Source organism: Paracoccus sphaerophysae (genome assembly GCF_000763805.1).
GTDB lineage: Bacteria > Pseudomonadota > Alphaproteobacteria > Rhodobacterales > Rhodobacteraceae > Paracoccus > Paracoccus sphaerophysae.
The window spans coordinates 31,157-57,643 of record NZ_JRKS01000010.1; the positions used below are offsets into that span (position 1 = coordinate 31,157).

The following is a 26,487-nucleotide window of genomic DNA, read 5'->3' on the forward strand; positions in this document are numbered from 1 at the left end:
TTCGTCAAAGCTCGAAGCGCAGCGGGCGCACCTGCTCGAACTTGCCAGTGGCCATCAGCGCGCTGCGCACGTCCTCGCGCAGCGGCTCGTCCAGATAGGTGATGGCGATGGCGTCGCCGCCATCGGCCGCCCGGCCCAGCGTGAAGTTCGCCATGTTGACGCCCATGCCCCCCAGCGTGACGCCCAGCGTGCCGATGACGCCCGGCACGTCCTTGTTGCGGGTGTACATCATGTGCGGCCCGATCTCGGCATCGACGTTGATGCCGCGGATCTGGATAAACCGCGGCTTGCCGTCCGAGAACACCGTCCCGGCAATGGCGCGCTCGCGGTCCGACACCATCGTGACCTTGATATAGCCGTCATAGACGCCCGACTTGTCCTGCGTGGTGGTGGCGATCTGGATGCCACGCTCCTTGGCGACCACGGGGGCCGAGACCATGTTGGCGTCCGGGTTCACCGACTTCATCACCCCGGCGATCACCGCCGCGTTCAGCGCGTTCAGGTTCATGCCGGCGGCGACGCCGTCATACAGGATGTTGATCGCCTTGATCGGCTCGTCGGTCATCTGGCCCACGAAGGCGCCCAGATGCCCGGCCAGCTTGATCCACGGGCCCATGACGGCGGCCTCCTCGGCGGTGACCGAGGGCATGTTCAGCGCGTTCTGCACGGCGCCGGTCAGCAGATAGTCCGACATCTGCTCGGCCACCTGCAGGGCCACGTTTTCCTGCGCCTCGGTGGTCGAGGCGCCCAGATGGGGGGTCACGACGACGTTCGGCAGACCGAACAGCGGGCTTTCCGTCGCCGGCTCGGTGGCGAAGACGTCCAGCGCGGCGCCGGCGACATGGCCCGATTTCAGCAGTTCGGCCAGCGCGGTCTCGTCGATCAGCCCGCCGCGGGCGGCGTTGATGATGCGCACGCCCTTCTTCGTCTTGGCGAGGTTCTCGGCCGACAGGATGTTGCGGGTCTTGTCGGTCAGCGGCACGTGCAGCGTGATGAAGTCGGCGCGGGCCAGCAGTTCGTCCAGCTCGACCTTGGTGGCGCCGATCTCCTTGGCGCGCTCGTCGGACAGGAAGGGGTCATAGGCCAGCACCTTCATGTGCAGCCCGCGGGCGCGGTCGATGACGATGCCGCCGATATTGCCGGCGCCGATCACGCCCAGCGTCTTGTTGAACAGCTCGACGCCCATGAAGCGGTTCTTTTCCCACTTCCCGGCGTGGGTCGACACCGACGCCTCGGGCAGTTGCCGGGCGACCGCGAACATCAGCGCGACGGCGTGTTCGGCGGTGGTGACGCTGTTGCCGAACGGCGTGTTCATGACGATCACGCCCTTTTTCGAGGCCGCCGGAATATCGACGTTGTCCACGCCGATCCCGGCCCGGCCGATGACCTTCAGCCGAGTGGCCTTTTCCAGCAGCTTGTCGGTGACCTTGGTCGCCGACCGGATCGCGAGCCCGTCGTAATTGCCGATGATCTCGGCCAGCTTGTCCTTGTCCTTGCCCAGATCGGGCATGTAATCCACCTCGACCCCGCGATCGCGGAAGATCTGGACGGCGGTTTCGCTCAGCGCGTCGGAAACCAGAACCTTGGGTGCCATTCTATGCTCCTGCAAAGGGACGGGCCTCGGACCTCGCGTCCCTTCTTCTTTGTGAAAATATCCCACGGGGGTCCGGGGGTGTGAAACCCCCGGTGCAACGGTCACGCCTGAGCGGCGATCTCGGCGTTGAAGGCCCATTCGATCCACGGCATCAGCGCCGCGACATCGGCCTGCTCGACGGTCGAGCCGCACCAGATCCGCAGCCCGGCCGGGGCGTCGCGATAGGCGCCCACGTCATAGGCGACGCCCTCTTTCTCCAGCCGCTTGGCGACCGCCTTCGCGAAGGCCTCGCCATCCGTGATCCGCGGGTCGGTGAAGCGCAGGCAGACCGAGGTCGTCGACGCCGTCGCCGGATCGACCGCGAGATTGGCAATCCAGTCGCGCGCGGCGCAGAAATCCCAGACCGTCCTGGCGTTGGCCTCGGCCCGCGCGACCAGACCTTTCAGGCCGCCCACCGACTTCGCCCAGTTCAGCGCGACGATGTAATCCTCGACGCACAGCATGGACGGCGTGTTGATCGTCTCGCCCTTGAAGATGCCCTCGATCAGCTTGCCGCCCTTGGTCAGGCGGAAGATCTTGGGCAGCGGGCGGTCGGGGGTAAAGCTTTCCAGCCGTTCCACGGCGCGCGGCGACAGGATCAGCACACCATGCGCGCCCTCGCCGCCCAGCACCTTCTGCCAGCTGAACGTGACCACATCCAGCTTGTCCCAGGGCAGTTCCATCGCAAAGGCCGCGCTGGTCGCGTCGCAGATCGTCAGCCCTGCGCGGTCGGCAGGGATCGCGTCGCCATTCGGCACCCGCACACCCGAGGTGGTGCCGTTCCAGGTGAAGACCACGTCGCGGTCGAAATCGACGCGCGCCAGATCGACGATCTCGCCATAGCCGGCCTTGGTCACCTTCGCGTCCAGCTTGAGCTGCTTGACGGCGTCAGTCACCCAGCCCTCGCCAAAGCTTTCCCAGGCGAGCATCTCGACCGGCCGGGCACCCAGCATGGTCCACATCGCCATCTCGACCGCGCCGGTGTCGGAACCGGGGACAATGCCGATGCGGTAGTCGGCGGGCACACCCAGGACCTCGCGCGTCAGGTCGATCGCCTGCGCCAGCTTGGTCTTGCCGACCGCGGCGCGGTGCGAGCGGCCCAGGGGCGCGTCCGACAGCATGTCCAGCGAAAAGCGGGGGATCTTGGCACAGGGGCCAGAGGAGAAACGCGGGTTTGCCGGCCGCGTCGCCGGGGTCGTCGTGTCAAGCATGGTTAGCCTTCCAGCTAAATAGCCCCTCGTTGGGGAGGGGTGTCCCGCTGCCGGACATAGGCCACGCCAACGATTCCCGCAATGGCGATTTCAGCAGTCGCGGATCTCGCGTCCCAGCGACTGCAGCGCCAGGTAAGCGGCGTGGCGCGCCGCGTGCAGCGCGGCCGTTGCCGGGTCGGGCAGGTGGCTGCCCGCGGCCCGCGTCATCGCCGCCATCGCCGTGGGAACATCGGGGTGAACGCCGCCGGCCACCCCGCCCAGGATCGCGGCGCCCAGCAGCACCGGCTCGCGGCAGTCGGTCGCGGCCAGCGGCCGGGCCGCGGCGTCGGCCAGCAGCTGCCGCACCAGCGGCGCCGACCCCGCGCCGCCGCTGATGACGATGCGCCGGGTCGGCGCCCTGGCCGCGTCCTGCGCGTCGAGGATCTGGCGCAGCCCATAGCCGATGCCGGTCAGCCCGGCGAGATACAGGGCGAGCAGGCTGTCCACGTCCCGCTCCATCCCCAGCCCCGCGATCACCGCGCGCATCCGCGGATCGGCCAGCGGGGCGCGGTTGCCGAGGAACTCGGGCACCACGTGCAGGCCGCGGATCAGCTCGGTCACCGGCCGCCCCTCGGCCCGCCGCGCGAGCCAGGCCGGCAGCGACAGGCCGTCGGCGGACGCGGCAGCCGTGGCCTCGGGCGCTGCGGGATGATGCAGCAGCAGCTGTTCGATCGCGGCGCCGGCGGCGGACTGGCCGCCCTCGTTCAGCCACAGGCCCGGCACCATCGAATCGTGATATGGCCCCCAGACGCCGGGGACAAAGACCGGATCGCGGGTCGAGGTCATGGTGCAGGACGACGTGCCGAAGACATAGGCGACGTTGCCGGTCGGACTGCCCTCCAGCCCGACCGTGCCCAGCCCCCCGGCATGGGCGTCGATGAGTCCCGCCCCGACCGGCGTGCCCGCGGGCAGGCCAAGCTGGCCCGCGGCCTCGGCGGTCAGGCCGGCGGCCAGCGCCGTGCCGGGCGACACGATCCGCGCGCCGATCCGCCGGAAGCCCTCGTCGGCCAGAACCCCCAGCCCGATGGCGCGGAAATAGCCGGCGTCCCAGCGGCCTTCATGCGCGAGATAGGTCCATTTGCAGGTCACCGTGCAGGCCGAGCGATCCAGCGCCCCCGTCGCCTTCCAGGTCAGGAAATCGACCAGGTCGAAGAACTGCCACGCCTGCCCGAAGACCTGCGGGCGATGCTCGGCCAGCCACAGCAGCTTGGGCGTCTGCATCTCGGGCGAGATGCGGCCGCCGACATGGCGCAGCACGGCGTGGCCGCCGGCGTTGATGCGGTCGCCCGGGTCGATGGCGCGGTGGTCCATCCAGACGATCACGTCGCGCTGCGGATCGCCCGACGGCCCCACCGGCAGCGAGACGCCGCCCGCCCCCAGCACCACCATCGAGCAGGTGGCGTCAAAGCCGATCCCCGCCACGCTGTCGCCGCCGATGCCGGCGCGCGCCACCGCCTTGCGCACCGCGGCGCAGACGGCGGCCCAGATGTCGGCGCTGGACTGTTCGACGACGCCGCCCTCGTCATGCCAGATGGCGATCGGCCGACTGGCCGCGGCGCGCAGGTGGCCGGCCGCGTCGAAGACGCCGGCCCGGGCGCTGCTGGTGCCGACATCGACGCCGATCAGGTGCCGTTCAGGCGCCATAGGGGACCCAGATCGTCTTGACCTGGGTCGCCCCCTGCAGCAGCCGCGCAAGGCCCGCCGGGTCGGAGCGCGGCAGGCCCGCCATGACCGGCTTGAGGTTCCCCGCCGCCGCCGTTTCGACGGCCGCGCGCAGGGCCGGGTCGGCCAGCCACAGCGCATCGACCTCGTCATGGGCGGCCAGCACCGGGGCCAGCTCGGCCGGGTCTCCGGTCAGCAGGTTCAGCGCCCCGCCGGGCACGTCCGAGGTGGCGATCAGCTGCATCAGGTCACCCGCGACCAGCGCGTGGCGGGCCGAGGGCACCGCGACGACCCGGTTGCCTGCGGCCAGCAGCGCGCCCACGCCGGCGATCAGCGCCGACAGCGGCGCGCGGTCGTCGCAGACCAGGCCCGCCACGCCCCAGGGCTCGCGCATGGTCATCGCCACCATGCGGGGCTGGCCGACCGAATGCAGGCCGCCGTCGAGCTTGTCGGCCATGCCGGCCGCGAAGATCAGCGCATCGACCGCCGCCCCGACCTCGCGGTCCGCGGCGTCCTCGGCCAGGCCGGCGCGGGTCAGGCTCACGGCCAGGTCGGCGCGGCGCTGGTCCATGTTCTCGGCGAGGAAATACAGCACCTGGGCGCGGCCGGCGGCGGGCATCCGCGCCCAGCCCGCGGCCTTGACGGCCGCCTCGACGGCGTTGCGCACGTCCTTGCGGTTGGCCCGCGCCGCCAGCGCGACGCTGCGGCCGGTGCCGTCGGTGACGGCATAGCTGCCGCCGCCATCGGGGCGGACCTGCTTGCCGCCGACATACAGCTTGAGCGTGCGGTCCACTGCCTCGGCCGCGGGGCCGGCCCCCTGCGGAGCGGTCGAGAAATCCACCGGCTCGGTCGCAGGACCCGGCGCGGGATCGTCGGCCAGGGGGTGCAGATAGGCCTCGAGCCCCGCGCGCCCGCCTTCGCGGCCAAAGCCGCTTTCCTTCATCCCGCCGAAGGGGGCGGCGGCGTCGAACAGGTTGGTGCCGTTGACCCAGACCACGCCCGCCCGCACCCGCGCGGCCAGATCCAGCGCCGTGTTGATGTTTTCCGACCAGACCGAGGCGGCCAGCCCATAGGCGGTGTTGTTGGCGAGTGCGACCGCCTCGTCGGGGGTGCGGAAGGTCATGGCGACGGCGACGGGGCCGAAGATCTCCTCGCGCGCGACGGTCGAGGCCGGTTCAGCCCCGGTGAAGAAGCCGGGCAGGTGGTAATGCCCGGTTTCGGGCAGGGCGGCGTCGGCGGCGTGCAGCGTGCCGCCCTGGGCCTGACCCTCGGCCACCAGCCGGCGGATGCGGGCCAGCTGGTCGCCCGACACGATGGCGCCGATGTCGGTGGACTTGTGCAGCGGATCGCCGATCCGCAACCGTGCCAGCCGGTCGCGCAGCCGGGCGTAGAAGCGCTCGGCGATCCCCTCCTGCACCAGCAGCCGCGATCCGGCGCAGCAGACTTGCCCGCCATTGAACCAGATGCCGTCCACCACGCCCTCGACCGCCGCCTCCAGATCGGCGTCGGCGCAGACGATGAAGGGCGACTTGCCGCCCAGTTCCAGCGTCAGTCCCTTGCCCGACCCGGCGAGGCTGCGGCGGATGGCGCGGCCGACCTCGGTCGAGCCGGTGAAGGCGACCTTGTCCACCCCCTTGTGGGCGACCAGCGTGGCGCCGGTGTCGCCGGCGCCGAAGACGATGTTCACGGCGCCGTCCGGCACCCCCGCCTCGCGACAGATCTCGGCAAAGGCGAGCGCGGTCAGCGGGGTCTGTTCGGCGGGCTTGAGCACCACGGTATTCCCGGCGGCCAGGGCCGGGGCGATCTTCCAGGACAGCATCAGCAGCGGAAAGTTCCACGGGATCACCTGCGCGCAGACGCCCCAGCCCGCGCGGCCCGGAAACTCGACCTCGGCGGCGGCGGCCCAGCCGGCGTGGTGATAGAAATGCCGCGCCGCCAGCGGCACGTCGATGTCGCGGCTTTCGCGGATCGGCTTGCCGTTATCCAGCGTCTCGAGCACGGCGAGGAAGCGGGCGCGTTTCTGGAGATGCCGCGCCAGCGCATACAGTACCCGCGCCCGCCCCTGCGGGCCAAGCCCGCGCCAGCCGGGCAGGGCGGCCCGTGCCGCGGCCACCGCCGCATCGACCGTGGCCGCCGACGCGACGGGCATCGTCGCCAGCACCGCGTGGGTGGCGGGGTTTTCCACCTTCATGGCGGTTTCCTGCGGGTCCGCGTGGAAGGCGCCGGCGATGAAATGGCCGGGCCAGTCCTGCCGGTCCTTCAGCCAGGCCAGCGCGTCGTCGGCGGATTCCGGGTTTGGGCCGTATTCCATCGTGGTCAGGATTTCCGTGATGTCCATGTCATCCCCTTCAGGCGGCCGCGTGGTGGGACAGCGCGGCATAGCGCCCGGTCACCGCATGTTCGATCTGGCGCTCGATGTCGCCCAGCATCGACGAGGCGCCGATGCGGAACAGGTCGGGCTGCATGTGGCGCAGGCCCAGCTCCTCTCGCATCAGCGACAGCCAGACCGTCGCATCCCTGGCCGAGCGCAGGCCGCCCGCCGGCTTGTAGCCGATCAGCGTGCTGGTCCGGTCCTGATAGTCGCGGATCGCCCGGATCATGGTCAGCGCCACGGGCAGGGTCGCGTTCACGGTTTCCTTGCCGGTCGAGGTCTTGATGAAGTCCGCCCCCGCCTGCATCGCCACCATCGAGGCCGCGTACACATTGGTCAGCGTCCCCAGTTCCCCGGTGGCGAGGATCGCCTTGAGATGCGCCGCCTCGCAGGCCTCGCGCATGGCGGCGATCTCGTCGTGCAGGCGGCTCCACTGGCCGGTCAGGGCGTATTCGCGGGTGATGACGATGTCGATTTCGGCCGCCCCTTCCTCGACCGCATAGCGGATCTCGGCCAGGCGTAGGGGCAGGGGCATCAGCCCGGCGGGAAAGCCGGTGGCGACCGAGGCGACCGGGATGCCCGAGCCCTCCAGCGCCGCGACCGCGTGGGGGACCATCGTCGGATAGACGCAGACCGCGGCGGTGGTCAGGCCCAGATCGGCGATGCCGAGGGCCTCGACCAGATCGGGGCGCAGCGGCTGGCGGGCCTTGGCGCACAGGCGGCGGACCCGGCCGGGGGTGTCGTCGCCGGCCAGCGTGGTCAGGTCGATGCAGCGGATCGCATGGACAAGCCAGGCGGCCTGATGCGCCTTCTTGACGCCGCGCCTTGTGCCGATCTGGTCGGCCCGGCGTTCGGCGGCCGAGCGGTTGACCTGCACGCCGTCGAACCAGCTTTCGTCCAGCGCCATGCCGGGATTGCGGGGGAAGGACTCACTCATGGCCGGGCTCCGTCAAGGGGGGCGTGTTGGGGGCGTGCCGGGTCTCGAACCGCGCGAAGTCGGCGGCCGAGGCGTAGGATTTCTGGGTCCCGCGGCGGGTGATCGAATCGGCCGCATACAGCGCCGCCCGGGTCAGCGCGGCCTCCGGCTCGGCCCCCTGCGCCAGAAAGCAGGCAAAGCTGCCGATGAAGGCATCCCCGGCGCCAGTGGTGTCGACCGCGGTCACGGCGACCGGCGGGATCGCGCGGACCGCATCCGCCGTCACCAGCCGCGCGCCACGGCTGCCCAGCGTCACCACCACCTGCCGGATGCCGCGGGCGATCAGGCTGCGGGCGGCGGCGGCGATCTGGTACTCGTCCTCGGTCGGCATACCGGTCAGCAGCGCCAGCTCGGATTCGTTGGGGCAGAAGAAATCCAGCCCCGCCAGCCGTCCGGGGTCCAGCGCACGGCTCGCCGGGGCGGGGTTCAGAATGCTGCGGATGCCGTGTTCGCTGGCGAAGGCCACGGCGCGATAGACGGTCTCCAGCGGCACCTCGAGCTGCAGCAGGATCAGCCCGCAGCGTCTCAGATCCTCGGCTGCCGCGTCCACGTCGGCGGGCGACAGGATGGCGTTGGCGCCGGTGACGATCAGGATCGAGTTCTCGCCCGTCGGGTCCACGAAGATCGGCGCGACGCCCGAGGGCGTGCCCGGCACGGCGCGGCAATGGGTGGTGTCAATGCCGTTATCCGCCAGGTTCTTCAGCGTCGCCGGGCCGAACACGTCGTCGCCCACCCGCGTCACCATCATCACGTCGGCCCCCAGCCGGGCCGCGGCGACGGCCTGGTTGGCGCCCTTGCCGCCAAAGCCCATCTCGAAGCTTGGCGCCTCGACGGTCTCGCCCGGGGCGGGCATCCGGTCCACATAGGTGACGAGGTCGTGCATGTTCGACCCGATGATGGCGATCCGTTCGCTCATGCGCCTGCTCCTTCGATGTTGCGGGCCAGCGCCGCGGCCTCGTCCCGATCCACATAGCCCAGGCGGGTCGAGAAGCGTGCGGTTTCCCCCGGCGCCAGCATCCGCACGTTACCCTTGGACTTTTCGGCCAGATACCCCTCGGGTTCGCAGGTCGAGGGCAGCGCGAAGGCCGCCACCTCGGTATCCCGGTTCACGAAGATCCAGCGCACCAGCTTCGGAAATTCGGTCGGGCGATAGCTAAGCGCGAAGCCGTCGCCCGCCGGACGCTGCAACAGCAGATGCGCCAGCCCCTGCGGGTCGGTCGCGGGGTCGCGGACATAGAACACCTGTTCGGGGTCATAGCGGTCGGGCTCGGACAGGGTTTCCATCCGCGCGGGGTCATCCTTCAGCGCGTCGATCAGCGCCAGGTAATCCGGCGTCGGCGTGACATGGGCCGGCACGGCGGCCCGGACCCGGGTGCGGTCGGGGGTGAATGGCGCCGGCTGGACGATCCGCGCGCCGGGCAGGAAGTCGAAATTGACATGCGCCATGGACATCAGTTCCATCGGCGCGAACGAGCGGTTCTCGACCGCCATGCCCAGATCGAACAGCGTCTGCCCGGCCTGCAGCGTGACCGAGGGCGTGGCCCGGTAATGGGGGCCGAAACCCTCGATGTGATCCCGCCGGCCGGTGACGCGCAGCGTGTCGCCGTCGATCTCCAGCCCCGCCTCGTCCATCGGGGCGGTGGGAAACTCGCCGTGGACGGGGTGGCTGTCGGCGGCGGTGGGGACGCCGTTGCGCAAGAGCCCGGAATGGAACGCGAGGCAGCCATAGGTGCCGATGATGGTCGGCGCAGGGCGCGGCATGTCGAACTGGCTTTTCATCGTCAGCCGCAGCCCGTCGAACGCCGCATCCCACAGCATCTGGCCCATGAAGGGCAGCACCTCGACATGGCGTTGATCCGTCCCGCCAGCAGCATCCCCGCGATGGCGGCCAGCGCGCCGGTCAGCAACTCGGCCACCGGCAGCGAATGGGTGATGACCGCAATGCCGGCGTCGGCGGTCAGCAGGCTCGCCAGATGGGTCGTGGTGCTGCCGCAATCGACAAAGACCCGCACCCGCCGCAGCAGCGCCAGCACCTGCCGCGCGGCGGCGCGCTTGGCGTTCACCTGCCGGCGCAGCGCGTGGTCGAAGTCATAGGCGCCCGCCCCGCCGGCGCTGGCCGACACGACATAGCCGCCCAGACAGGCAAAGCCCGCATCGGGGAACTGCGCGTCGCGGCGCAGGGTCATCTCGGACACGCCAAGCTCCTGCGCCAGGTCGCGCAGCCGCACCGAGCCCGCGGTGGCGATCAGCGCCGCGATGGCGTCACTGCGGCGGTTCCGTGCGCTGCTTCTGCCCATGCTGGCCCTTGTCCGGTCAGCGGCAGACTAGGGCGCGGCGGCCCCCCGCGGCAAGACCGCCGAGGCGACCCCCAGATGCGCCTCCAGGGCCGCGGTGTCGTGGCGCAGCTCGGCGCTGGGGGCCTCGTGGACGATGCGGCCGCGATCCAGGATCACGGCGCGGTCGGTCAGGTCCAGCACGCCACGGGCATGCTGTTCGACGACGATCAGCGCCACGCCTTCTTGCCGCAGTTGGCCAAGCGCGGCGAACAGCCGGTCCACGATCACCGGGGCCAGCCCCTCGGTCGGCTCGTCCAGCAGCAGGACCGAGGGGTTCAGCATCATGGCCCGGCCGATGGCCAGCATCTGCTGTTCGCCGCCCGACAGCTGGTCGCCCATGTGGCCGCCGCGCTCGGCCAGCCTGGGAAACATCTCGTGGACCCGGTCCAGCGTCCAGGGGCCGGGGCGGGCGGTGGCGGTCAGGTTCTGGCGCACGGTCAGCGAGCGGAAGATGCCGCGGCTTTGCGGGACCCAGCCGATCCCGGCGCGGACCCTCGCCTCGGGCGGCCGGGCCGAGATGTCGCGGCCGTCCAGCGCCACGGTCCCGGCAAAGCGCCGGGTCAGCCCGACGAGGCTTTCCACCAGCGTCGTCTTGCCGACCCCGTTGCGGCCCAGCACGGCCAGCGCCTCGGCCCGGGCCAGCGACAGCGACAGATCGCGGATCACCCGCAGGTCGCCGTAACCGGCGCTCAGCGCCGTTACCCGCAGCAGCTCAGCCATCGCTGCCGTCCAGATAAACGGCGCGGACGCGGGGGTCGGCGGCGATCTCGGCCGGCGGGCCTTCGGCCAGGATGCGGCCGTCGACCATGACCGAGATCCGGTCGGCGAAGGAAAACACCAGCTCCATGTCATGCTCGATCATCAGCACCGAGACCTCGGGCGGCAGGTCCGACAGCCGCGCCAGCAGCCCCCGGCGTTCGCTTTCGGACAGGCCCGCGGCGGGTTCGTCCAGCAGCAGGACGCGTGGCCGGCCGGCCAGCGCGATGGCCAGTTCCAGCAGGCGCTGCTGGCCATGGCCCAGCCGGCGCGCGGGCGTGTCGCGGACCTCGGCCAGGCCCAGGCGGTCGATCAGCGCCGCCGTCTTTGCCGCCACGTCCGCGCCGCCGCGTTCGGCCACCGCCAGCGCCACTGCCTCGGTCGCGGTCAGGCTGGGGAAGATCTGGTTGATCTGGAAACTGCGCGACAGCCCCATCCGGGCGCGGGCCGAGGCGGTCGCGCGGGTGATGTCGCGGCCCTCCAGCAGGATGCGCCCGGCATCGGCGCGCAGCGCGCCGGACAGCAGGTTGACGAAGGTGGTCTTGCCGGCTCCGTTCGGCCCGATCAACGCCTGCCGGGCGCCGCGCGGCAGGGTGAAGTCCACCCCCGCCGCGGCGGTGAGTCCGCCAAAGCGGCGGCTGAGGCCCAGGGTCTGCAGCGCGGCGGTCATCCGCGCCCCCGCAGCCGATCCAGCCCGGCGGGGATCCGGTCGCGCCCGACCAGCACCACGGCGACGAGGATCAGCCCCATCCAGAACTGCCAGTAATGCGGGGTCAGCGCCGACAGCGCGTCCTGCAGCAGCTTGAACGCCAGCGCGCCTACCAGCCCGCCATACAGCCAGCCGGTGCCGCCCAGGACCAGCACGATCAGCGCCTCGGCCGAGCGGTGCAGCGCGGCGGCGTCCAGCGACACGAACATCGTCGTCTGCGCGATCAGCGCCCCGGCGGCCCCGGCATAGGCGGCGGCGAGCGTACAGACCGCGACCAGCCGCCGTTCGACCGGGATGCCGATCGCCTGCGCGCGCAGCGGATTGTCGCGGATCGCCTGCAGCGACAGGCCGAAGCCCGACCCCATCAGCCAGCGGGCGATCAGGAACAGCACCGCCAGCACCGCCAGCGCATAGGCATGGCCGGTGCGCCCGGCCAGGTCGAACTCGAACCGCCCCAGCAGCGGGTCGATCAGGATGCCCTGCAGCCCGTCGGCGCCTCCGGTCAGCCAAGACAGGCGGTTGGCGCCCTCGACGACCAGCATCGCGATGCCCAGCGTCACCATCAGCCGCGACAGGTCGGTGGCCCGGCGCACCAGCAGCGGCGCGGTCAGCAGCCCCAGCGCGGCGCTGGCGGCAGTGGCGATGGCCAGCCCGCTCAGCGGCTCGGCCGTCCAGCGCAGCGCGACGATCCCCGCGACATAGGCGCCAAGGCCGAAGAACGCACCGTGCCCCAGCGACACGATCCCGGCAAAGCCGAGGATCAGGTCCAGTGACAGCGCGAACAGCGCAAGGATGGCGATCTCGGTCAGCAGCAGGTGGTGGCCGGACAGCAGCAGCGACCCCGCGGCGGCGGCCCAGAACAGCCACTCGGCCGGGTGCCAGCGGCGCGACAGGGCAGCGCGGACCTGCGCGGCGGTGGTCATGCCCGCCGCCCCAGCAGGCCCTGCGGGCGCAGCACGAGGGCCGCGATCATCACCAGGTAGATCAGGAACGCTCCCGCGCCCGGCAGGTAATACTTTCCCGCGGTGTCGGCGATGCCGATCAGCAGCGCGGCAAGGAACGGGCCGGCCAGCCCCTCGGTCCCGCCGACCGCGACGACGATCAGGAAGAAAGCCATGAAGCGCAGCGGAAAGCCAGGCTCCATCCCCAGCAGCTCAAGCCCCAGTGCGCCGCCCAGGCCCGCAAGCCCAGACCCGAGCGCGAAGGTGGCGGCGAAGATGCGGCCGACCTCGATCCCCATCCCGCGCGCCGTGCGCCGGTCGTCCACCGCGGCGCGCAGCAGGCTGCCCAGCCGGGTGCGGGTCAGCGCCAGCTGCAGCCCCAGCGCCAGCGCGCTGCAGACGACGATCAGGAACAGCCGGTAGCGGCCGATCCCGACCTCGCCCAGGGTGATCCGCCCCTGCAGCCAGCCGGGCAGCGAGATCAGCTGCTGCTGCGGCCCGACCAGCCAGCTGGCGGTGGCGATGGCCATGTAGATCAGCCCGATCGAGAACAGCACCTGGTCCAGATGCGGGCGGGCATAGAGCTGACGATACAGCGTCCGCTCCGCCGCCGCCCCGACTAGCGCCGGGATCAGGAAGGCCAGCGGCAGGGTGGCAAGGAACGGCACTCCGGCCCGGCTCATCAGCAGCGCGGTGACATAGCCGCCCAGCATCGCAAAGGCGCCGTGGGCGAGGTTGACGAAGTTCATCAGCCCCATCGTCACCGACAGCCCGACCGCCAGCACGAACAGCAGCATGCCGTAAGCCACTCCATCGACGAGGATCGTCAGCACCGGCGTCAGGTCGTCACGCGCACCAGCACCACGGCCAGCGCGGCGATGCCCAGCACGCAGGCGGTGGCGATGGTGATGCTCGCGCCCGCCGCGGCCGCGGCAAAGCCGATCATCGCCCAGATGATCGCCAGCGAGAAGGTCACCGCGCGTTCCATGCGCAGCTGGCCCCAGGCGCCCAGCAGGGCGGCCAGCAGCAGCCCGACCAGCACCGAGCGTTCCAGCCCCATCCCCAGCCGGTGGTGGACGAAGGTGCCGAGCGCCGAGGTCGCCGCGACCAGCAGCCAGCCGGCGATGAAGGCGGTCAACTGCGGCGCCGGCCCGGCGCGCAGGATCGGCTCGACAGGGTCGGCGTCGGGGGTGGTGTCCCCGAGCGTGTCGCTGAGCCCCCGCACCAGCAGCAGGCAGGACAGCGCCGCCAGCGCCAGCCCGGCCAGCGGCGCCGGGTTCAGCACCCAGGGCCACAGCGCCGCGACCAGCAGCCCGGCCGGCAGCATCCAGCTGCGCGGGGTCGAAACGCGGCTCCACGAGGCGGTGAGCACATGCATCAGTGCCGCGAGGATCACCGCGATCAGCAGCGCCCACAACACCGGGTTGGTCGGCTGCGACACGACGCTCAGCAGGTTGTCGCGCACCGCCACGACGGGGGCCGAAAACCCCGACAGCGGCGCGGTCCGTGGTTCCAGCAGCACCTGTTCGGTGCGCAGCGCGGCCAGCGTGTCCGTCGTGCGCAGCGCCGTCAGCAGCACCGAGATCGCAAACGATCCGGCGGCGAAGGCTTCGGCAGCGATGCTGGCGTGACGGTTCATGAGCCAAGAACGACCCGGGATCAGCGGGGGGTTCCCGCAGCCCGCGCGATTTCCTTCACAAGACGCGGCGTCGGTCCGCAGGTTGGAGGGTCAGACCAGCCGGCCCTCGGCCGACAGCCGGGTGGCGCCGCCCAGATAGGGCCGCAGCGCCGCGGGCAGATCGACCGACCCATCCGCGCGCTGGCCGTTTTCCAGCACCGCGATGAGCGTCCGCCCGACCGCCAGCCCCGAGCCGTTCAGCGTGTGGACGAATTCCGGCCGGCCGCCCTCGGTGGGGCGATAGCGGGCATTCATCCGCCGCGCCTGGAAATCGCCGCAATAGCTGACCGAGCTGATCTCGCGATACTTGCCCTGACCGGGCAGCCACACCTCGAGATCATGGGTGATCCGGGCCCCGAAGCCCATGTCGCCGGTGCACAACACGATGGTGCGATAGGGCAGGCCCAGCGTTTCCAGCACTGTTTCGGCGCAGCGGGTCATGCGGTCGTGTTCGGCCAGGCCCGCCTCGGCGTCGGTGATGGAAACCATTTCCACCTTTTCGAACTGGTGCTGCCGCAGCATCCCGGCGGTGTCGCGCCCGGCGCTGCCCGCCTCGGAGCGGAAGCACTGGGAATGGGCGACCATCCGCCGGGGCAGGGTGGCCTGATCGACCAGATCGCCGTGGACGGTGTTGGTCAGCGTCACCTCGGCGGTGGGGATCAGCCACCAGCCCTCGCGGGTCTGATAGGATTCCTCGCCGAACTTGGGCAGCTGGCCGGTGCCCTCCATCATCTCGGTCAGGACGAGGACCGGGGTCCAGGTCTCGATCAGCTCGTGGCGGGTCACATGCAGGTCCAGCATGAACTGCGCGAGCGCCCGGTGGATGCGGGCGACGGCGCCCGACAGCAGCACGAAGCGGGCGCCCGACAGCTTGGCGGCGGTGGCGAAATCCATGCCGGCCCGGACGCCGGCGATCTCGAAATGCTCGACCGGCTGGAAATCCAGGGCAGGGGGTTCGCCCCAGCGGCGGATCTCGACGTTGTCATCCTCGTCTGCGCCGTCGGGGACGCTGTCCAGCGGCAGGTTCGGGATCGTCATCAGCAGGTCGCGCAGCTGCGCGTCCAAGGCGTCGGCCTCGGCCTGCATGGCGGCGATCTCGGACTTCTTCTCGCCGACCAGGGCGCGCAGGCGTTCGAACTCGGCGTCATCGCCGCGGGCCTTGGCAGCGCCGACCTCCTTGCTGGCCTTGTTCTGGTCGGCCTGCGCGGTTTCGGCAGCGGCGATGCGGGCGCGGCGGTCGGCGTCGAGCGCGAGGATTTCGGGCGACATCGGCGCAAGCCCCCGGCGCGCCAGGGCGGCGTCGAACGCCGCCGGGTCGTCGCGGATAACGCGGATGTCGTGCATGGGATGTCCTTTCCGGGTCGCGGTCGCCGCCCCATAGCGCAGCCGCGGGCCCAGAGCAAAGGGGCGTCAGTTCCCGCAGAACGTCTCGTACAGCAGTTCGACCACCCGGGCCGCGCGGGGGTCGGCGATGCGGTACAGCCGCGCCTTGCCGTCGGCGCGGCTGGTGACCAGCCCGTCCTCGCGCAGCCGGGCCAGCTGCTGGCTGACGGTGGCCTGGCGCTGGTGCAGCAGCGCCTCCAGCTCGCCCACGCTGCGTTCGCCGGTGGTGAGATGGCACAGGATCATCAGCCGGCCGTCATGGGCCAGCGCCTTGAGCAGCGCCGTCGCGTCGCCCACCCGCCCGGTCATCTCCTCGGGCGTCATCGCGCCGGCCTGCCCCGTCATCCCGCCCGCGCCCCGCTGCCCGAGCGGTCCAGCAGCAGCGCCACCCCGGTCCAGAAATGGTCGCGGCCGGGATAGCCCTCGATGCGGGCCACCTCGATCCCGCCGTCCAGCAGAAGGAAGGTCGGCGAGATCAGCGGCGCGCGGTCCAGCGCGATCCCGTCGGGCCACGGCCCGTCGATGGGGACGATGCGCAGCGGCAGGGTGCGGCCGACCGGGTGGCTCGCGTAGCCGGGCAGGATGTCCTGCTTCCACGCGCGGCAATAGCTGCAGCCGGGCCGGTCCACCATGATCAGCGTCAGCCGCGGCGCGGCCGCTGCGGCCGAGGCAGCGCCCGCTGCGGCAAGCGACATCAGGAAGGCACGGCGGCGCAGCACGGGGCAGCTCCGGTTGGACGAAAATGCCCGCGAACTCTAGGCCCCGCGGTGGGTCCGCGCAAGCGCCCCTCAGCCGGGCTGGGCCAGCCGCCGCTCGATCCCGATCAGCGCCTGCTTGCGCCACAGCCCGCCGGCATAGCCGGTCAGCGTGCCGTCGGCGCCGATGACGCGGTGGCAGGGGATCACGATGGCGATCTGGTTGGCACCGTTGGCGCGCGCCACCGCCCGTGCCGCCGTGGGCCGGCCGATGCGCTGGGCTAGCTCGCCATAGCTGATCGTCGCGCCCGGCGGGATGCGCTGCAATTCGCGCCAGACCTCGCGCAGGAAGGGTGTGCCGTGCAGCGTCAGCGGCACGTCGAAAGCGCCGCTTTCGGCGGCGAAATAGCGGGTAAGCTGGCGTTCGGTCTGCTCGGTGATCGCGGTGCGGCCCAGCCCGATGCGCCCCCCTGCCCCGGCCGACAGGCGGCGCAGTTCCGCGCCCAGCCCCCTGCGGTCGGTGAATTCCAGCAGGTGCAGGCTGCGCGCGTCGGCGACCGCGATCATCCCGCCCAGCGGCGTGTCGATCCAGTCGGCCAGCAGCAGCGGCGCGGCCCCCGTCATCGCCGCCGGCGGGTGCCCGAACAGTCGCGCGAAGGCGTCGCGGAAGCCGCTGGCGCTGTCGAAGCCGGCATCCATCTGCGCCGCGATCACCGGAGCCCCGGCGGCGAGCCCCCGCATCCCCTCGCGCAGCCGCATCTGGCGGGCGAGTTCCAGGAACGTCATCCCGGTATGGCGCCGGAACGCCCGCCGCACGGTCGAGGGGTCGAGCCCGGCCTGCGCCACGTCCGCCTCGGTCCAGCGCCGGGCCGGGTCGGCGTTCAGCATCGCCAGCAGGCGCTGGACGACCGGATCGCCCGCCGCCTCGGGGCCCAGCGGGTGACAGCGGCGGCAGGGCCGGAACCCGGCGGACAGGGCCGCGGCCGGGCTGTCGAACCAGCGGCAGTTCTCGGGCAGCGGTTTGCGCGCCGGGCAGGTCAGGCGGCAGAAGATGCCGGTCGTCGTCACCCCGACCCAGGCGCGGCCCTCATAGGCGGGATCGCGGCGCAGCAGGGCGGCGTGCAGCGTGTCGGCTTCGGGCAGGGAGAAAAGCGAGGTCATGGCGTCCGATCGTGCGCTGGTCATCCCGCCATCCCTACCCGATACGCGGAAGGGGTGCGGCCGCGGATCGGGCGCGTAATTCGCTCATTCGAGCAGCCGCAGCATCTCGGCGGCGGCGGCGACCGGGTCGGTGCGCCCCGCCGCGACCTCGGTCCCCAGGCGGTCAAGACTTCCGGCGGCGGGCTCGCGGTCGAGGCGCGCCAGCAGCCCGGCGCGCACCTCGGCGCGGAACCAGCGCTCTGCCTGTTCGGCACGGCGGCGGTCGAAACGACCGTTGTCGCGCCGCCAGCGGTCCAGCGCCTGCATCTCGGCCCAGGCGGCGTCCAGCCCGCCGCCCTCGACCGCCGATACCGGCAGCGCCTTGGGAAAGCCCTCGGGGTCCTGCGGGCGCTTGCGCAGCAGCCGCAAGGCGCCGGCGTAGTCGGCGACGGTGCGCAGCGCGGTGGGGCGCAGCTCTCCGTCGGCTTTGTTCACCAGGATCAGGTCAGCCATTTCCATGATGCCGCGCTTTACGCCCTGCAGCTCGTCGCCGCCGGCCGGGGCCAGCAGCAGCACGAACAGGTCGGACATCTCGGCCACCAGCGTCTCGGACTGACCGACGCCCACCGTCTCGATCAGCACCACGTCAAAGCCCGCGGCCTCGGCCAGCCGCACGGTCTCGCGGGTGCGGCGGGCGACGCCGCCCAGCTCGGCCCGGCTGGGCGAGGGGCGGATGAAGGCGCGGGGATCGCGGCTCAGCCGCTCCATCCGGGTCTTGTCGCCCAGGATCGAGCCGCCCGAGCGCGCCGAGGACGGGTCCACCGCCAGCACCGCCACCCGCAGCCCCTGGCCGGTCAGCATCAGGCCGAACGATTCGATGAAGGTCGACTTGCCGACCCCGGGGGTGCCCGACAGCCCGATCCGCAGCGCCTGCCGGGGCGGCAGGGCGGCCAGCAGGGCGACGGCCTCGGCCCGGTGGTCGGGGCGGGTGCTTTCGACCAGCGTGATCGCCCGCGCCAGCGCCCGGCGGTCGCCCGCGGCCAGTCGGCGGGCCAGGTCCTGGATGGGGTCCTTCACCGGGTCGGGGGGCCGGGAAATCGAGTCGGACATCGTGTTCCTTGCTGGCGACGGCGGACTGCCCCGTGGTATGGGCGCGGGGTCGCCTTGCCAAGGGCTGCCCGGTCTGCGGGGCCCTCGCGGGCGCCCGGACGGGCGAGATTCCGGCTTGACGGCGGGGCCGGCTGCGCATATGCCCCCGCAACGGATTTCCGGGCGCTGCGTCGCGGCGCCCTTTCATTTTCCGGTCCCCGGCCGCGAGGGACCGGGTGCTGCAACGAAGGAACACGATCATGTCGCGCGTCTGCGAACTGACCGGCAAGGGGCCGATGACGGGCAACAACGTCAGCCACGCCAACAACAAGACCCGCCGCCGGTTTCTGCCGAATCTCAACGACGTCACCCTGATGTCGGACCAGCTGGGCCAGTCCTATTCGCTGCGGATCTCGGCCGCGGCGCTGCGCTCGGTCGATCATCGGGGCGGGCTGGACGCGTTCCTGGCCAAGGCCAAGGACTGCGACCTTTCGGCGCGCGCGCTGAAGATCAAGCGCGACCTCGCCAAGGCTTGACCGGCGTTTGCCCTGCGATCGCAGGGTTCGCCGTGAGCTACGCCGCCTGACCTGCCCCGTCTCGTTCCGTCGAGCCGGGGCCTTCTGCATGTCCGCCGCGCTTGGCGGCCAGCGGGCGAGCGGCTATGCAGGCACCATGAAGATGCTTGCCCGCGCGATCCTGCTGTGCGTCATCGCGGCCACCAGCCTTGGGCTGGGGGCGGCCCGCGGCCAGCTGCGGCTGGCGGGCGACGTCGTGCTGTGCGCCGGCGGCGTGGTCACGGTGCTTGAACGCACGCCCGACGGAACCCCGGTCGCGCGCACCCATGTCTGCCCCGACATGACCACCGCCTTCCTGTTCGGATTCGATTCGCCGCCGCAGGTGCCGCAGCGATCCGCGTGGCGGGTCGAGCGTGGGGGCGTGGCCGTCGGCGATGTCGTGGCGCCGCAACCGCGGCCGGGGATCAAGCCCGCGCGGGGTCCTCCGGGGATGCGGGTTGCCTGAGCCGACACCGTCATCCGACATCAGAAAGAGACTTCTCATGAAATCCCCCATCCTTGCCGCGGCCGTGGCTGCAACCCTGCCCCTTGCCGCCGCAGCCCAGACCGCGGCCCCCGCGGCCCCCGCTGCCGCGCCTGCCGCCGCGTCGGCGGTGACGATCACCGACGCCTTTGCGCGGTCCAACAACCCCGATGTGGGCGCGGTCTTCATGACCATCGCCAACGCCGGCACCACCGACTGCGTGCTGACCGCCGCCACGGCCGGCGGGATCGGCCGCCCGGAACTGCACACCCACCGCGACGAGGGCGGGGTGATGAAGATGGTCAAGGTGGACAGCATGACCATCCCCGCCGGGGGCACGCACGAGCTGAAGCGCGGCGGCGATCACATCATGCTGATGGAGCCGGCCGCCCCGCTGGCCCAGGGGCAGGCGATCGCGCTGACCCTCGACTTCGGCGCCTGCGGGAAGGTCCCGCTGAGCTTGACCATCGACAACGCGGCCGGCGGCGGCGCGATGGGTGGCGCGGGGATGCACGGCACGCATGGCAAGGGGATGGGCGGCGGCATGGGCAAAGCCGGCGGCATGCCGTCGAACTGATCCCGCAAGCCGAAGGGCGGCCCCGCAAGCGGGCCGTCCACCGTCCAATCTGGGCAGGTCACCCGTGCGCGGCGCGACGGGTGCCCACCCGCAGCCCGCGTCCACCACGGCCCGCCCGCAGGCGTCGGGCGCCGCCGCAGGCGTCCGCGCCACGGCCTCCCAGCCACGGCGATCCCTGCCTACCGGCCAGATCACGCCGCCGATCCCCGGATCGACCCCGAGCCGCCGGCGGATGCCGGTGACGGCGACCAGGTTCCCCGCCAGGACGGCGAGGGTCGAGGCTAGCGCCGCCCCGCGCGCGCCATCCCAGGCGATCGCCGGCGGCAGCTGCGCCAGCGTCGCCCCCTTGGATGACCAGCGTCTGACCCAGCAGCGCCCGGTGCCCGTGGCACAGCGTCATCACCTGTCCCGTCAGCCCGCACAGCGCATTGATCATCGCCCCGCAGATAAGGATCGCCAGCGGGGCGCGCATGGCGGCGGCCTCGGCGCCCCACAGGCTCAGCAGCGGCCCCGCCCCCGCGAAGGCGGCCGATCCCAGCAGGACCGTCGCCGCGATCGTGGTCAGCCGGTCGCGGGCGAGAACCCGGCCAAGCCGTTCGGCGCCGCCAGAGGCGTGGGCCACCGCGATGTCGCGGGCCCGCGCCGAGTTGGCCGCGATCAGCGGCAGGCCCGCAATCTAGGCGATGCGCTGGGCCACGAAAAACGCGCCCGCCGCCGACGGCCCCATCACCGCGGCGATCACCACCACCGACAGGCTGGCCAGCGCCAGTCCGGAGAGAGCGCTCGCCGCGCGGCCAAATCCCGCCCGATCCGGACGCCAGCGCGGGCGCAGCACCAACCGCCCCCCCCCGGCACCCCGCCCGCGCCACCTGAGCGGCAACGCAGAGTAAAAGAAGCATCGCCGCCGCGACCGCGCTCGCCAGGGGACCCGGCGCGATCCACCCGGCCAGTAGCAACCCGTCCACGCCCAACGCGCCCCGCCAGATCTGTTCGCGCGGCGCGATCGCGAGCCACAGCCGGCGTTGCGCCTGGACGGCCGCGATCCCGATCTCGGCCCAGGCCAGGGCGAATGTCAGCGCCGCCGCGCCGAGGGCAACCACCGCCGCCGGTCGATGATCCGAGAGGCCAAGCCCCCCGGCCGCCGCCAGCAGCGCGCCGACCACGACCAGCGTGGCGACCCCCAACCGTCCCGGCAGCGTCTCGCAGAGGGCCCCGAGGGTCCGGCGCGTCCGCTGCCCGCAGGATCGTCGCGTTCTGCCCCAGGACGGCCACCGCCGCCGCCAGCACCGCGACCGCGTTCATCGTCGCAAAGACGCCAAAGCCGTGCGATGGATGTGACCTATTACTGGCGAGCGTCGCCGCTGACCGATCTGAGGATCCTGCTCGGCACACCATCCGCCTCGCTCCCTCGCTCCCTTGCGGAAAGTTAGCGCAGGCGGGTTAAGATACGGTTTCCGCGGTAAGATTCCCCAGCGCGGCCTCGATGGCCGCGGCGGCGGTGTCGAGACCGCGCTCGGACAGGTCGGCCACCGGGATCGCCAGCCGCTCGGCGCTCGCGTGACGGGCGCGCTGGCGGGCATAGCGGGGGTCGTAGTGATCCTGCATGAGGCCGAGGGCCAGCGGCTCCCACGCCGCGGCGCGGACCAGCGCCTGCCACGCCGCGATGCGGTCGGCGGGGTGCAGCGGCGCCAGCCGGGCGACGGTTTCCGCGATGCGCCCGGGCTCGGCCGTCGCCTCGGCATAGGCGCGGGCGGTATAGGCGGCGCGGGCCTCGAGCCGCGCCTCGATCCGCAACCGCGGCGCGGCGCACAGCGACTTCCACACTGCCCGCGGCACGATCAACTCGCCGATGCGCGAGCTTTCCGCCTCGATCACCGCCGGGCGCGCCGGGTCGAGGCTCGCCAGCACCATCGCCAACCGGCTTTCGAACAGCTTCTGCGCAGGTTGCCCGCCGGGCATGGCGCCGAACAGGCTGCCACGGTGGTTGGCCAGCCCCTCGAGATCGATGATCTGCACCCCGCGGGCGGCGAGACGCTGCAGGATCTCGGTCTTGGCCGACCCGGTATTGCCGTCCAGGACCACCAGCGGGCAGGGCGGCCCGGCCTGCTCCACCTGCGCTACGACCAGCGCCCGCCAGGTCTTCCAGCCGCCGTCCAGCCGGGCGACGCGCCAGCCGATCTGGTCGAGGATGGTGGCGAAGGACCCCGAGCGTTGCCCGCCGCGCCAGCAATAGACCAGCGGCCGCCAGCCGCCGTCACGGTCGGCCAGCGGCCCCGCGACATGGCGCGCGATGCTGGACGCGACCAGCGCGCCGCCGATCTTGCGGGCCTGGAACGGCGCGACCTGCTTGTAGATGGTGCCCACCTCGGCCCGCTGGGCGTCGTCCAGCACCGGCAGGTTGATCGCGCCGGGCAGGTGATCCTCGGCGAATTCCGAGGGCGAGCGGACGTCGATGACGTCGTCGAACCCCGCCCGGGCGAGGTCCGACAGCGCGGCCGGCCGAAAGTTGCTGAGCGGCACCTGTCAGTAGACGTAGACGGGCGTACCCACCGGAACCTGGTCGAACAGGCTCATCACCGCCTCGTTGCGCATCCGGATGCAGCCGTTCGAGACCGCGCGGCCGATCGACCCCGGCTCGGTGGTGCCGTGGATGCGGATCGAGGTGTCGTTGCCGCCGGCGGTGTATAGATACAACGCCCGCGCGCCCAGCGGGTTGGTCGGGCCGCCCGGCATGCCGTTTTCGTATTTCTTGTACTGCTCGGGCTTGCGTTCGATCATCGCCGGGGTGGGTTTCCACGACGGCCATTCGACCTTGCGGCCGATCAGGGCGCGGCCCTTCCAGACCAGTTCGTCCTTGCCAACCGCGACGCCATAGCGGATCGCGCGACCCGGGGCGACGACGTGATACAGGTAATAGTCGTCCGAGACGACGACGATCGAGCCGACCTCGAAGCCCTCGCGGATTGGAACCTCGGTCGGGGAGAGGTCATAGCCGGCGCCCTTCTCGGGCGGGGTCTTGGCGGCAGGTGCGGCCATCAGCGCGCCGGGGGCGGCCATCAGCGGCAGGGTCAGCATCAGCAACTGGCGGCGATTCATGGCCGGTCCCCTTTTGTCGGTTTTGCCGCCACGGCTACAGCGAGAGGGGCTGCAATTCAACCCACAGCGGCGTGAGTCGGGGTGCGGCGGGGCCATTGGCGGACCATTGGTGGGGCCATTGAAAGCGTTGCCCGCCGCCCCCAACTCGGAGGAAGAAGGAGCCGCGATGTCCTGCTGCACCCGCCCCCTGTATCCTGACCTGCCTGCGGTGCCGCGCGCCCGGCGCGCGGCGGTGCGCCCGGCGCATCTGTGCCGCGGCCGGGGCGGGCGCGGATGCCGCTGTCACCCGCGCGGTCGCCGGCTTGCGGCGCTGGCTCCGGTCATTCCGCCCGCGGCCCGGTTCGAGCCGCCGCCGCGGCTGGCAGAGCCTGCCCTCCATCCTCCGGCACGCCCGCAGGCGCCGCCTCAACTCTCTGGACTTGGCATCGGCACGAGACCAGAGAGGATTACATGGACCACAAACAAATCGAATTCCCCGTCGAGGGGCTGAGCTGCGCCGCCTGTGTCGGACGCGCCGAGCGCGCTCTGATTGCGGTGCCGGGGGTGGCGGCGGCCTCGGTCAACCTCGCCACGCGGCGGGCGCGGATCGACCTTAGCGACCCGGCCGCCCTGCATCCCGCGGTGGCGGCGCTGGACAAGGCGGGCTACCCGGCGGCGCTGGCCACGACCCGCCTCGCGGTCGACGGCATGACCTGCGCGGCCTGCACCGGACGGGTCGAGCGGGCGCTGACCGCCCTGCCCGGCGTGACGGCGGCGGCGGCGAACCTCGCCACGCGGTCGGTTTCGGTGACCCACGCGCCGGATGTCTCGCCGGCCGCGCTGGCAGGTGCGGTCAGCCGCGCCGGTTATCCGGCCAGCGCGCCGGACCAGGCCGCGCCGCCCCGCCCGGCGGGCGACGAGACCGCCAGAATCAAGCGCAACATGATCGTCGCCGCCGTGCTGACCCTGCCGGTCTTCGTGCTGGAAATGGGCGGCCACGCGGTGCCGGCGTTCCATCACTGGCTGATGGCGCATGTCAGCACCGGCGCCCTGCACTGGGTCGAGCTGCTGCTGACGCTCGCCGTCCTCGCCTGGCCGGGGCGGGTGTTCTTCACCCACGGCATCCCCGCGCTGCTGCGCGGCGCGCCCGAGATGAACAGCCTGGTCGCACTCGGGGCGGGGGCGGCGTTCCTGTATTCGGCGGTCGTGACCCTCGCGCCGGGGCTGGTGCCCGAGGGGTCGCGGCACGTCTATTTCGAGGCCGCCGCCGTCATCGTCACCCTGATCCTGATGGGCCGCTGGCTCGAGGCGCGCGCGCGCGGGCAGGCGGGGCAGGCGATCCGGCAGCTGGTCGAGCTCGCGCCGCAGACCGCCCGGGTCCTGCGCGGCGGCGCGCCAGTGGAACTGCCGGTGGCCGAGCTGATCCCGGGCGATATCGTGCAGCTGCTGCCCGGCGGCCGGGTGGCGGTCGATGGCGAGATCACCGAGGGGCAGGGGGCGATCGACGAATCCATGCTGACCGGAGAGCCGATCCCCGTCGTCAAGGGGCCGGGCGACCCGGTCACCGGCGGGACGGTGAACGGGCCTGCGGCGCTCAGCTATCGGGTGACGGCGACCGGACCCGACACGGCGCTGGCGCGGATCGTGCGGCTGGTCGAGGACGCGCAGGCGGCCAAGCTGCCGGTGCAGGCGGTGGTGGACCGGGTGACCCGGGTCTTTGTCCCGGTGGTCATGGCGCTGGCGGCGCTGACCTTTCTGCTGTGGCTGGCGGTGGGGCCGGGGCTCGCCGACGCGGTAGTCGCGGCGGTGTCGGTGCTGATCATCGCCTGCCCCTGCGCGATGGGGCTGGCGGTGCCGGTCTCGATCATGGTGGGTAGCGGGCGCGGGGCGGAACTGGGCATCCTCTTTCGCCGCGGCGACGCGCTGCAGCGGCTGGCCGGCGCCCGGGTCGTGGCCTTCGACAAGACCGGCACGCTGACGATCGGGCGCCCGCAGCTGGTCGCCATCGAGACGGCAGGCCTGGCCGAGGACGACGCGCTGCGCATCGCCGCGGCGGCCGAGGCGCGGTCCGAGCACCCGCTGGCCGCCGCGGTCGTGGCGGCGGCCGCGGCGCGCGGGATCGCGCTGCCGCCCGCCACGGAGGTCCGGGCGGAGGCGGGGCGGGGGCTGACCGCCACGGTCGAGGGCCAGGCCGTCCTCATCGGCAACCTCGCGGCGCTGGTCGAGGCGGGGATCGCCGTCGACCCCATCCTGTCCGACCGCGGCACGGCGCTGTCCGCGACGGCCGCGACGCCGGTGCATCTGGCCGTCGCCGGCCGGCATGTCGCGGTGATGGGCATGGCCGATCCGGTGCGCGAGGGGTCGGCGCGGGCAGTCGCCGAGCTGCACCGGCTGGGGATCAGGACGCGGCTGATTTCCGGCGATGTGCAGGCCGCAGCCGAGGCGGTCGGCCGGGGGCTCGGGATCGACGAGATCTCGGGCGGGATGCTGCCGGAAGGCAAGCTGGACGCGATCCGCGCGCTGGGGCCGGGCAGCGTCTTCGTCGGCGACGGGATCAACGACGCCCCCGCGCTCGCCGCCGCCGAGACCGGGATCGCGATCGGGTCGGGCACCGAGGTCGCCATCGAGGCGGCCGAGGTCGTGCTGTCCTCGGGCGACCCCGCGGGCGTGCCGCGCGCGATCCGCCTGAGCCGCGCGGTGATGGGCAATATCCGCCAGAACCTGTTCTGGGCCTTCGCCTATAACGCGGCGCTGATCCCGGTGGCGATGGGGGCGCTGGTCCCCCTTGGCGGGCCGCGCCTGTCGCCGATGCTGGGCGCCGCTGCGATGGCGCTGTCCTCGGTCTTCGTGGTGACCAACGCGCTGCGCCTGCGGCGTTTTCGGTGAAGGGGCGGGGAGGGACCGGGGTCCGTCCCAGGCGATCGACCTGCGAGCCCGTCGTGGCAGCGGGCAGTCAAGGCGCAGCAGAGGCGCGCGGGAAAGCCGAGGCGCGACGGACGGGTGGAGGCAGCGAAGGAAAAGACCGGCGGCCAACGAAGGCGGACGAGGGGCGGCCAGCTGATGCCGGCGAGCGGCTGCGGACAGCCGGCGCCGGCAGGCAGGGAACGCGGAGAGACCGGCAACAGCGGCGGAGGAGCAACGGACGAGCGGCTCCGGGGAAGGCCGACGGCGGGGGCGT

Annotated in this window: 26 protein-coding genes; 4 read left to right on the forward strand and 22 right to left on the reverse strand. The window is 72.1% G+C overall.

Annotated elements, in window-relative coordinates; all coding sequences use genetic code 11:
* Positions 1-4: 4 nt before the first annotated feature.
* The 18 genes from serA to meaB form a co-directional block, all read right to left on the reverse strand.
* Positions 5-1,594, reverse strand: coding sequence for a phosphoglycerate dehydrogenase (gene serA / locus IC63_RS05065; protein WP_036717515.1), 1,590 nt, complete (start codon positions 1,592-1,594; stop codon positions 5-7).
* A gap of 101 nt (positions 1,595-1,695) precedes the next feature.
* Positions 1,696-2,844 (reverse strand): phosphoserine transaminase, encoded by a 1,149-nt coding sequence (locus tag IC63_RS05070; RefSeq protein ID WP_036717517.1) that lies wholly within the window; start codon positions 2,842-2,844, stop codon positions 1,696-1,698.
* Between the two features lie 90 nt (positions 2,845-2,934).
* Entirely contained in the window at positions 2,935-4,527 is a 1,593-nt protein-coding gene (locus tag IC63_RS05075; protein WP_036717520.1) for an FGGY-family carbohydrate kinase, read from the reverse strand.
* Positions 4,517-6,883, reverse strand: coding sequence for an aldehyde dehydrogenase family protein (locus tag IC63_RS05080; protein WP_036717522.1), 2,367 nt, complete (start codon positions 6,881-6,883; stop codon positions 4,517-4,519). Before IC63_RS05080 ends, IC63_RS05075 begins: the two co-directional genes overlap by 11 nt.
* A 10-nt stretch (positions 6,884-6,893) precedes the next feature.
* On the reverse strand, positions 6,894-7,853 hold the full coding sequence (deoC, locus tag IC63_RS05085; RefSeq protein ID WP_036717525.1) for a deoxyribose-phosphate aldolase: 960 nt from the start codon (positions 7,851-7,853) through the stop codon (positions 6,894-6,896).
* Positions 7,846-8,808: a ribokinase gene (gene rbsK, locus IC63_RS05090; RefSeq protein ID WP_036717528.1), complete on the reverse strand. Its 963-nt coding sequence runs from the start codon at positions 8,806-8,808 to the stop codon at positions 7,846-7,848. The genes deoC and rbsK overlap by 8 nt, the downstream gene beginning before the upstream one ends.
* Positions 8,805-9,719, reverse strand: coding sequence for a DUF4432 family protein (locus IC63_RS05095; RefSeq protein ID WP_052041891.1), 915 nt, complete (start codon positions 9,717-9,719; stop codon positions 8,805-8,807). The genes rbsK and IC63_RS05095 overlap by 4 nt, the downstream gene beginning before the upstream one ends.
* Entirely contained in the window at positions 9,674-10,189 is a 516-nt protein-coding gene (locus tag IC63_RS05100; protein WP_052041892.1) for a DeoR family transcriptional regulator, read from the reverse strand. Before IC63_RS05100 ends, IC63_RS05095 begins: the two co-directional genes overlap by 46 nt.
* A 27-nt stretch (positions 10,190-10,216) precedes the next feature.
* A complete protein-coding gene (locus IC63_RS05105) occupies positions 10,217-10,948 on the reverse strand; it encodes an ABC transporter ATP-binding protein (protein ID WP_036717531.1) in 732 nt (243 codons plus the stop codon).
* Complete coding sequence (locus IC63_RS05110; protein ID WP_036717534.1) at positions 10,941-11,654, reverse strand: ABC transporter ATP-binding protein; 714 nt, start codon at positions 11,652-11,654, stop codon at positions 10,941-10,943. The genes IC63_RS05105 and IC63_RS05110 overlap by 8 nt, the downstream gene beginning before the upstream one ends.
* The gene (locus IC63_RS05115) at positions 11,651-12,616 is read right to left on the reverse strand and encodes a branched-chain amino acid ABC transporter permease (protein WP_052041893.1); all 966 of its coding nucleotides are present in this window, start codon (positions 12,614-12,616) and stop codon (positions 11,651-11,653) included. The genes IC63_RS05110 and IC63_RS05115 overlap by 4 nt, the downstream gene beginning before the upstream one ends.
* The gene (locus IC63_RS05120; RefSeq protein WP_036717536.1) at positions 12,613-13,467 is read right to left on the reverse strand and encodes a branched-chain amino acid ABC transporter permease; all 855 of its coding nucleotides are present in this window, start codon (positions 13,465-13,467) and stop codon (positions 12,613-12,615) included. Before IC63_RS05120 ends, IC63_RS05115 begins: the two co-directional genes overlap by 4 nt.
* Positions 13,468-13,472: 5 nt before the next feature.
* Positions 13,473-14,273, reverse strand: a complete 801-nt coding sequence (locus IC63_RS05125) for a hypothetical protein (protein WP_036717539.1) — start codon at positions 14,271-14,273, stop codon at positions 13,473-13,475.
* A gap of 90 nt (positions 14,274-14,363) precedes the next feature.
* Positions 14,364-15,656 (reverse strand): serine--tRNA ligase, encoded by a 1,293-nt coding sequence (serS, locus tag IC63_RS05130; protein WP_036717542.1) that lies wholly within the window; start codon positions 15,654-15,656, stop codon positions 14,364-14,366.
* 66 nt (positions 15,657-15,722) lie between these two features.
* On the reverse strand, positions 15,723-16,040 hold the full coding sequence (locus IC63_RS05135; protein WP_052041894.1) for an ArsR/SmtB family transcription factor: 318 nt from the start codon (positions 16,038-16,040) through the stop codon (positions 15,723-15,725).
* Positions 16,037-16,414 carry a thioredoxin domain-containing protein gene (locus tag IC63_RS05140; RefSeq protein ID WP_052041895.1) on the reverse strand — a complete coding sequence of 126 codons (378 nt, stop codon included), beginning with the start codon at positions 16,412-16,414 and terminating at the stop codon, positions 16,037-16,039. Before IC63_RS05140 ends, IC63_RS05135 begins: the two co-directional genes overlap by 4 nt.
* 69 nt (positions 16,415-16,483) lie before the next feature.
* Positions 16,484-17,575: a bifunctional transcriptional activator/DNA repair enzyme AdaA gene (locus IC63_RS05145; protein ID WP_232222516.1), complete on the reverse strand. Its 1,092-nt coding sequence runs from the start codon at positions 17,573-17,575 to the stop codon at positions 16,484-16,486.
* 60 nt (positions 17,576-17,635) lie between these two features.
* Positions 17,636-18,640 carry a methylmalonyl Co-A mutase-associated GTPase MeaB gene (gene meaB / locus IC63_RS05150; RefSeq protein WP_052041896.1) on the reverse strand — a complete coding sequence of 335 codons (1,005 nt, stop codon included), beginning with the start codon at positions 18,638-18,640 and terminating at the stop codon, positions 17,636-17,638.
* A 239-nt stretch (positions 18,641-18,879) separates the two neighbouring features.
* Here meaB and rpmB point away from each other — a divergent pair, with 239 nt between their 5' ends.
* The 3 genes from rpmB (at position 18,880) to IC63_RS05165 (ending at position 20,234) form a co-directional block, all read left to right on the forward strand.
* Positions 18,880-19,155, forward strand: coding sequence for a 50S ribosomal protein L28 (rpmB, locus tag IC63_RS05155; RefSeq protein ID WP_036717620.1), 276 nt, complete (start codon positions 18,880-18,882; stop codon positions 19,153-19,155).
* 88 nt (positions 19,156-19,243) lie between these two features.
* Positions 19,244-19,639 (forward strand): hypothetical protein, encoded by a 396-nt coding sequence (locus tag IC63_RS05160; RefSeq protein WP_036717545.1) that lies wholly within the window; start codon positions 19,244-19,246, stop codon positions 19,637-19,639.
* Positions 19,640-19,676: 37 nt separating this feature from the next.
* Entirely contained in the window at positions 19,677-20,234 is a 558-nt protein-coding gene (locus IC63_RS05165) for a copper chaperone PCu(A)C (RefSeq protein WP_052041897.1), read from the forward strand.
* A gap of 58 nt (positions 20,235-20,292) precedes the next feature.
* Here IC63_RS05165 and IC63_RS17905 read toward each other — a convergent pair whose 3' ends face one another.
* The 4 genes from IC63_RS17905 to IC63_RS05185 form a co-directional block, all read right to left on the reverse strand.
* Positions 20,293-20,856 carry a polysaccharide biosynthesis protein gene (locus IC63_RS17905; RefSeq protein ID WP_156965358.1) on the reverse strand — a complete coding sequence of 188 codons (564 nt, stop codon included), beginning with the start codon at positions 20,854-20,856 and terminating at the stop codon, positions 20,293-20,295.
* 54 nt (positions 20,857-20,910) lie between these two features.
* Positions 20,911-21,072 (reverse strand): hypothetical protein, encoded by a 162-nt coding sequence (locus IC63_RS17910; RefSeq protein WP_156965359.1) that lies wholly within the window; start codon positions 21,070-21,072, stop codon positions 20,911-20,913.
* Between the two features lie 602 nt (positions 21,073-21,674).
* The gene (gene mnmH, locus IC63_RS05180) at positions 21,675-22,754 is read right to left on the reverse strand and encodes a tRNA 2-selenouridine(34) synthase MnmH (RefSeq protein ID WP_036717548.1); all 1,080 of its coding nucleotides are present in this window, start codon (positions 22,752-22,754) and stop codon (positions 21,675-21,677) included.
* 3 nt (positions 22,755-22,757) lie between these two features.
* A complete protein-coding gene (locus IC63_RS05185; RefSeq protein WP_036717551.1) occupies positions 22,758-23,330 on the reverse strand; it encodes a L,D-transpeptidase in 573 nt (190 codons plus the stop codon).
* A 450-nt stretch (positions 23,331-23,780) separates the two neighbouring features.
* Here IC63_RS05185 and IC63_RS05195 point away from each other — a divergent pair, with 450 nt between their 5' ends.
* The gene (locus IC63_RS05195; RefSeq protein ID WP_036717555.1) at positions 23,781-26,195 is read left to right on the forward strand and encodes a heavy metal translocating P-type ATPase; all 2,415 of its coding nucleotides are present in this window, start codon (positions 23,781-23,783) and stop codon (positions 26,193-26,195) included.
* Positions 26,196-26,487: the final 292 nt, after the last annotated feature.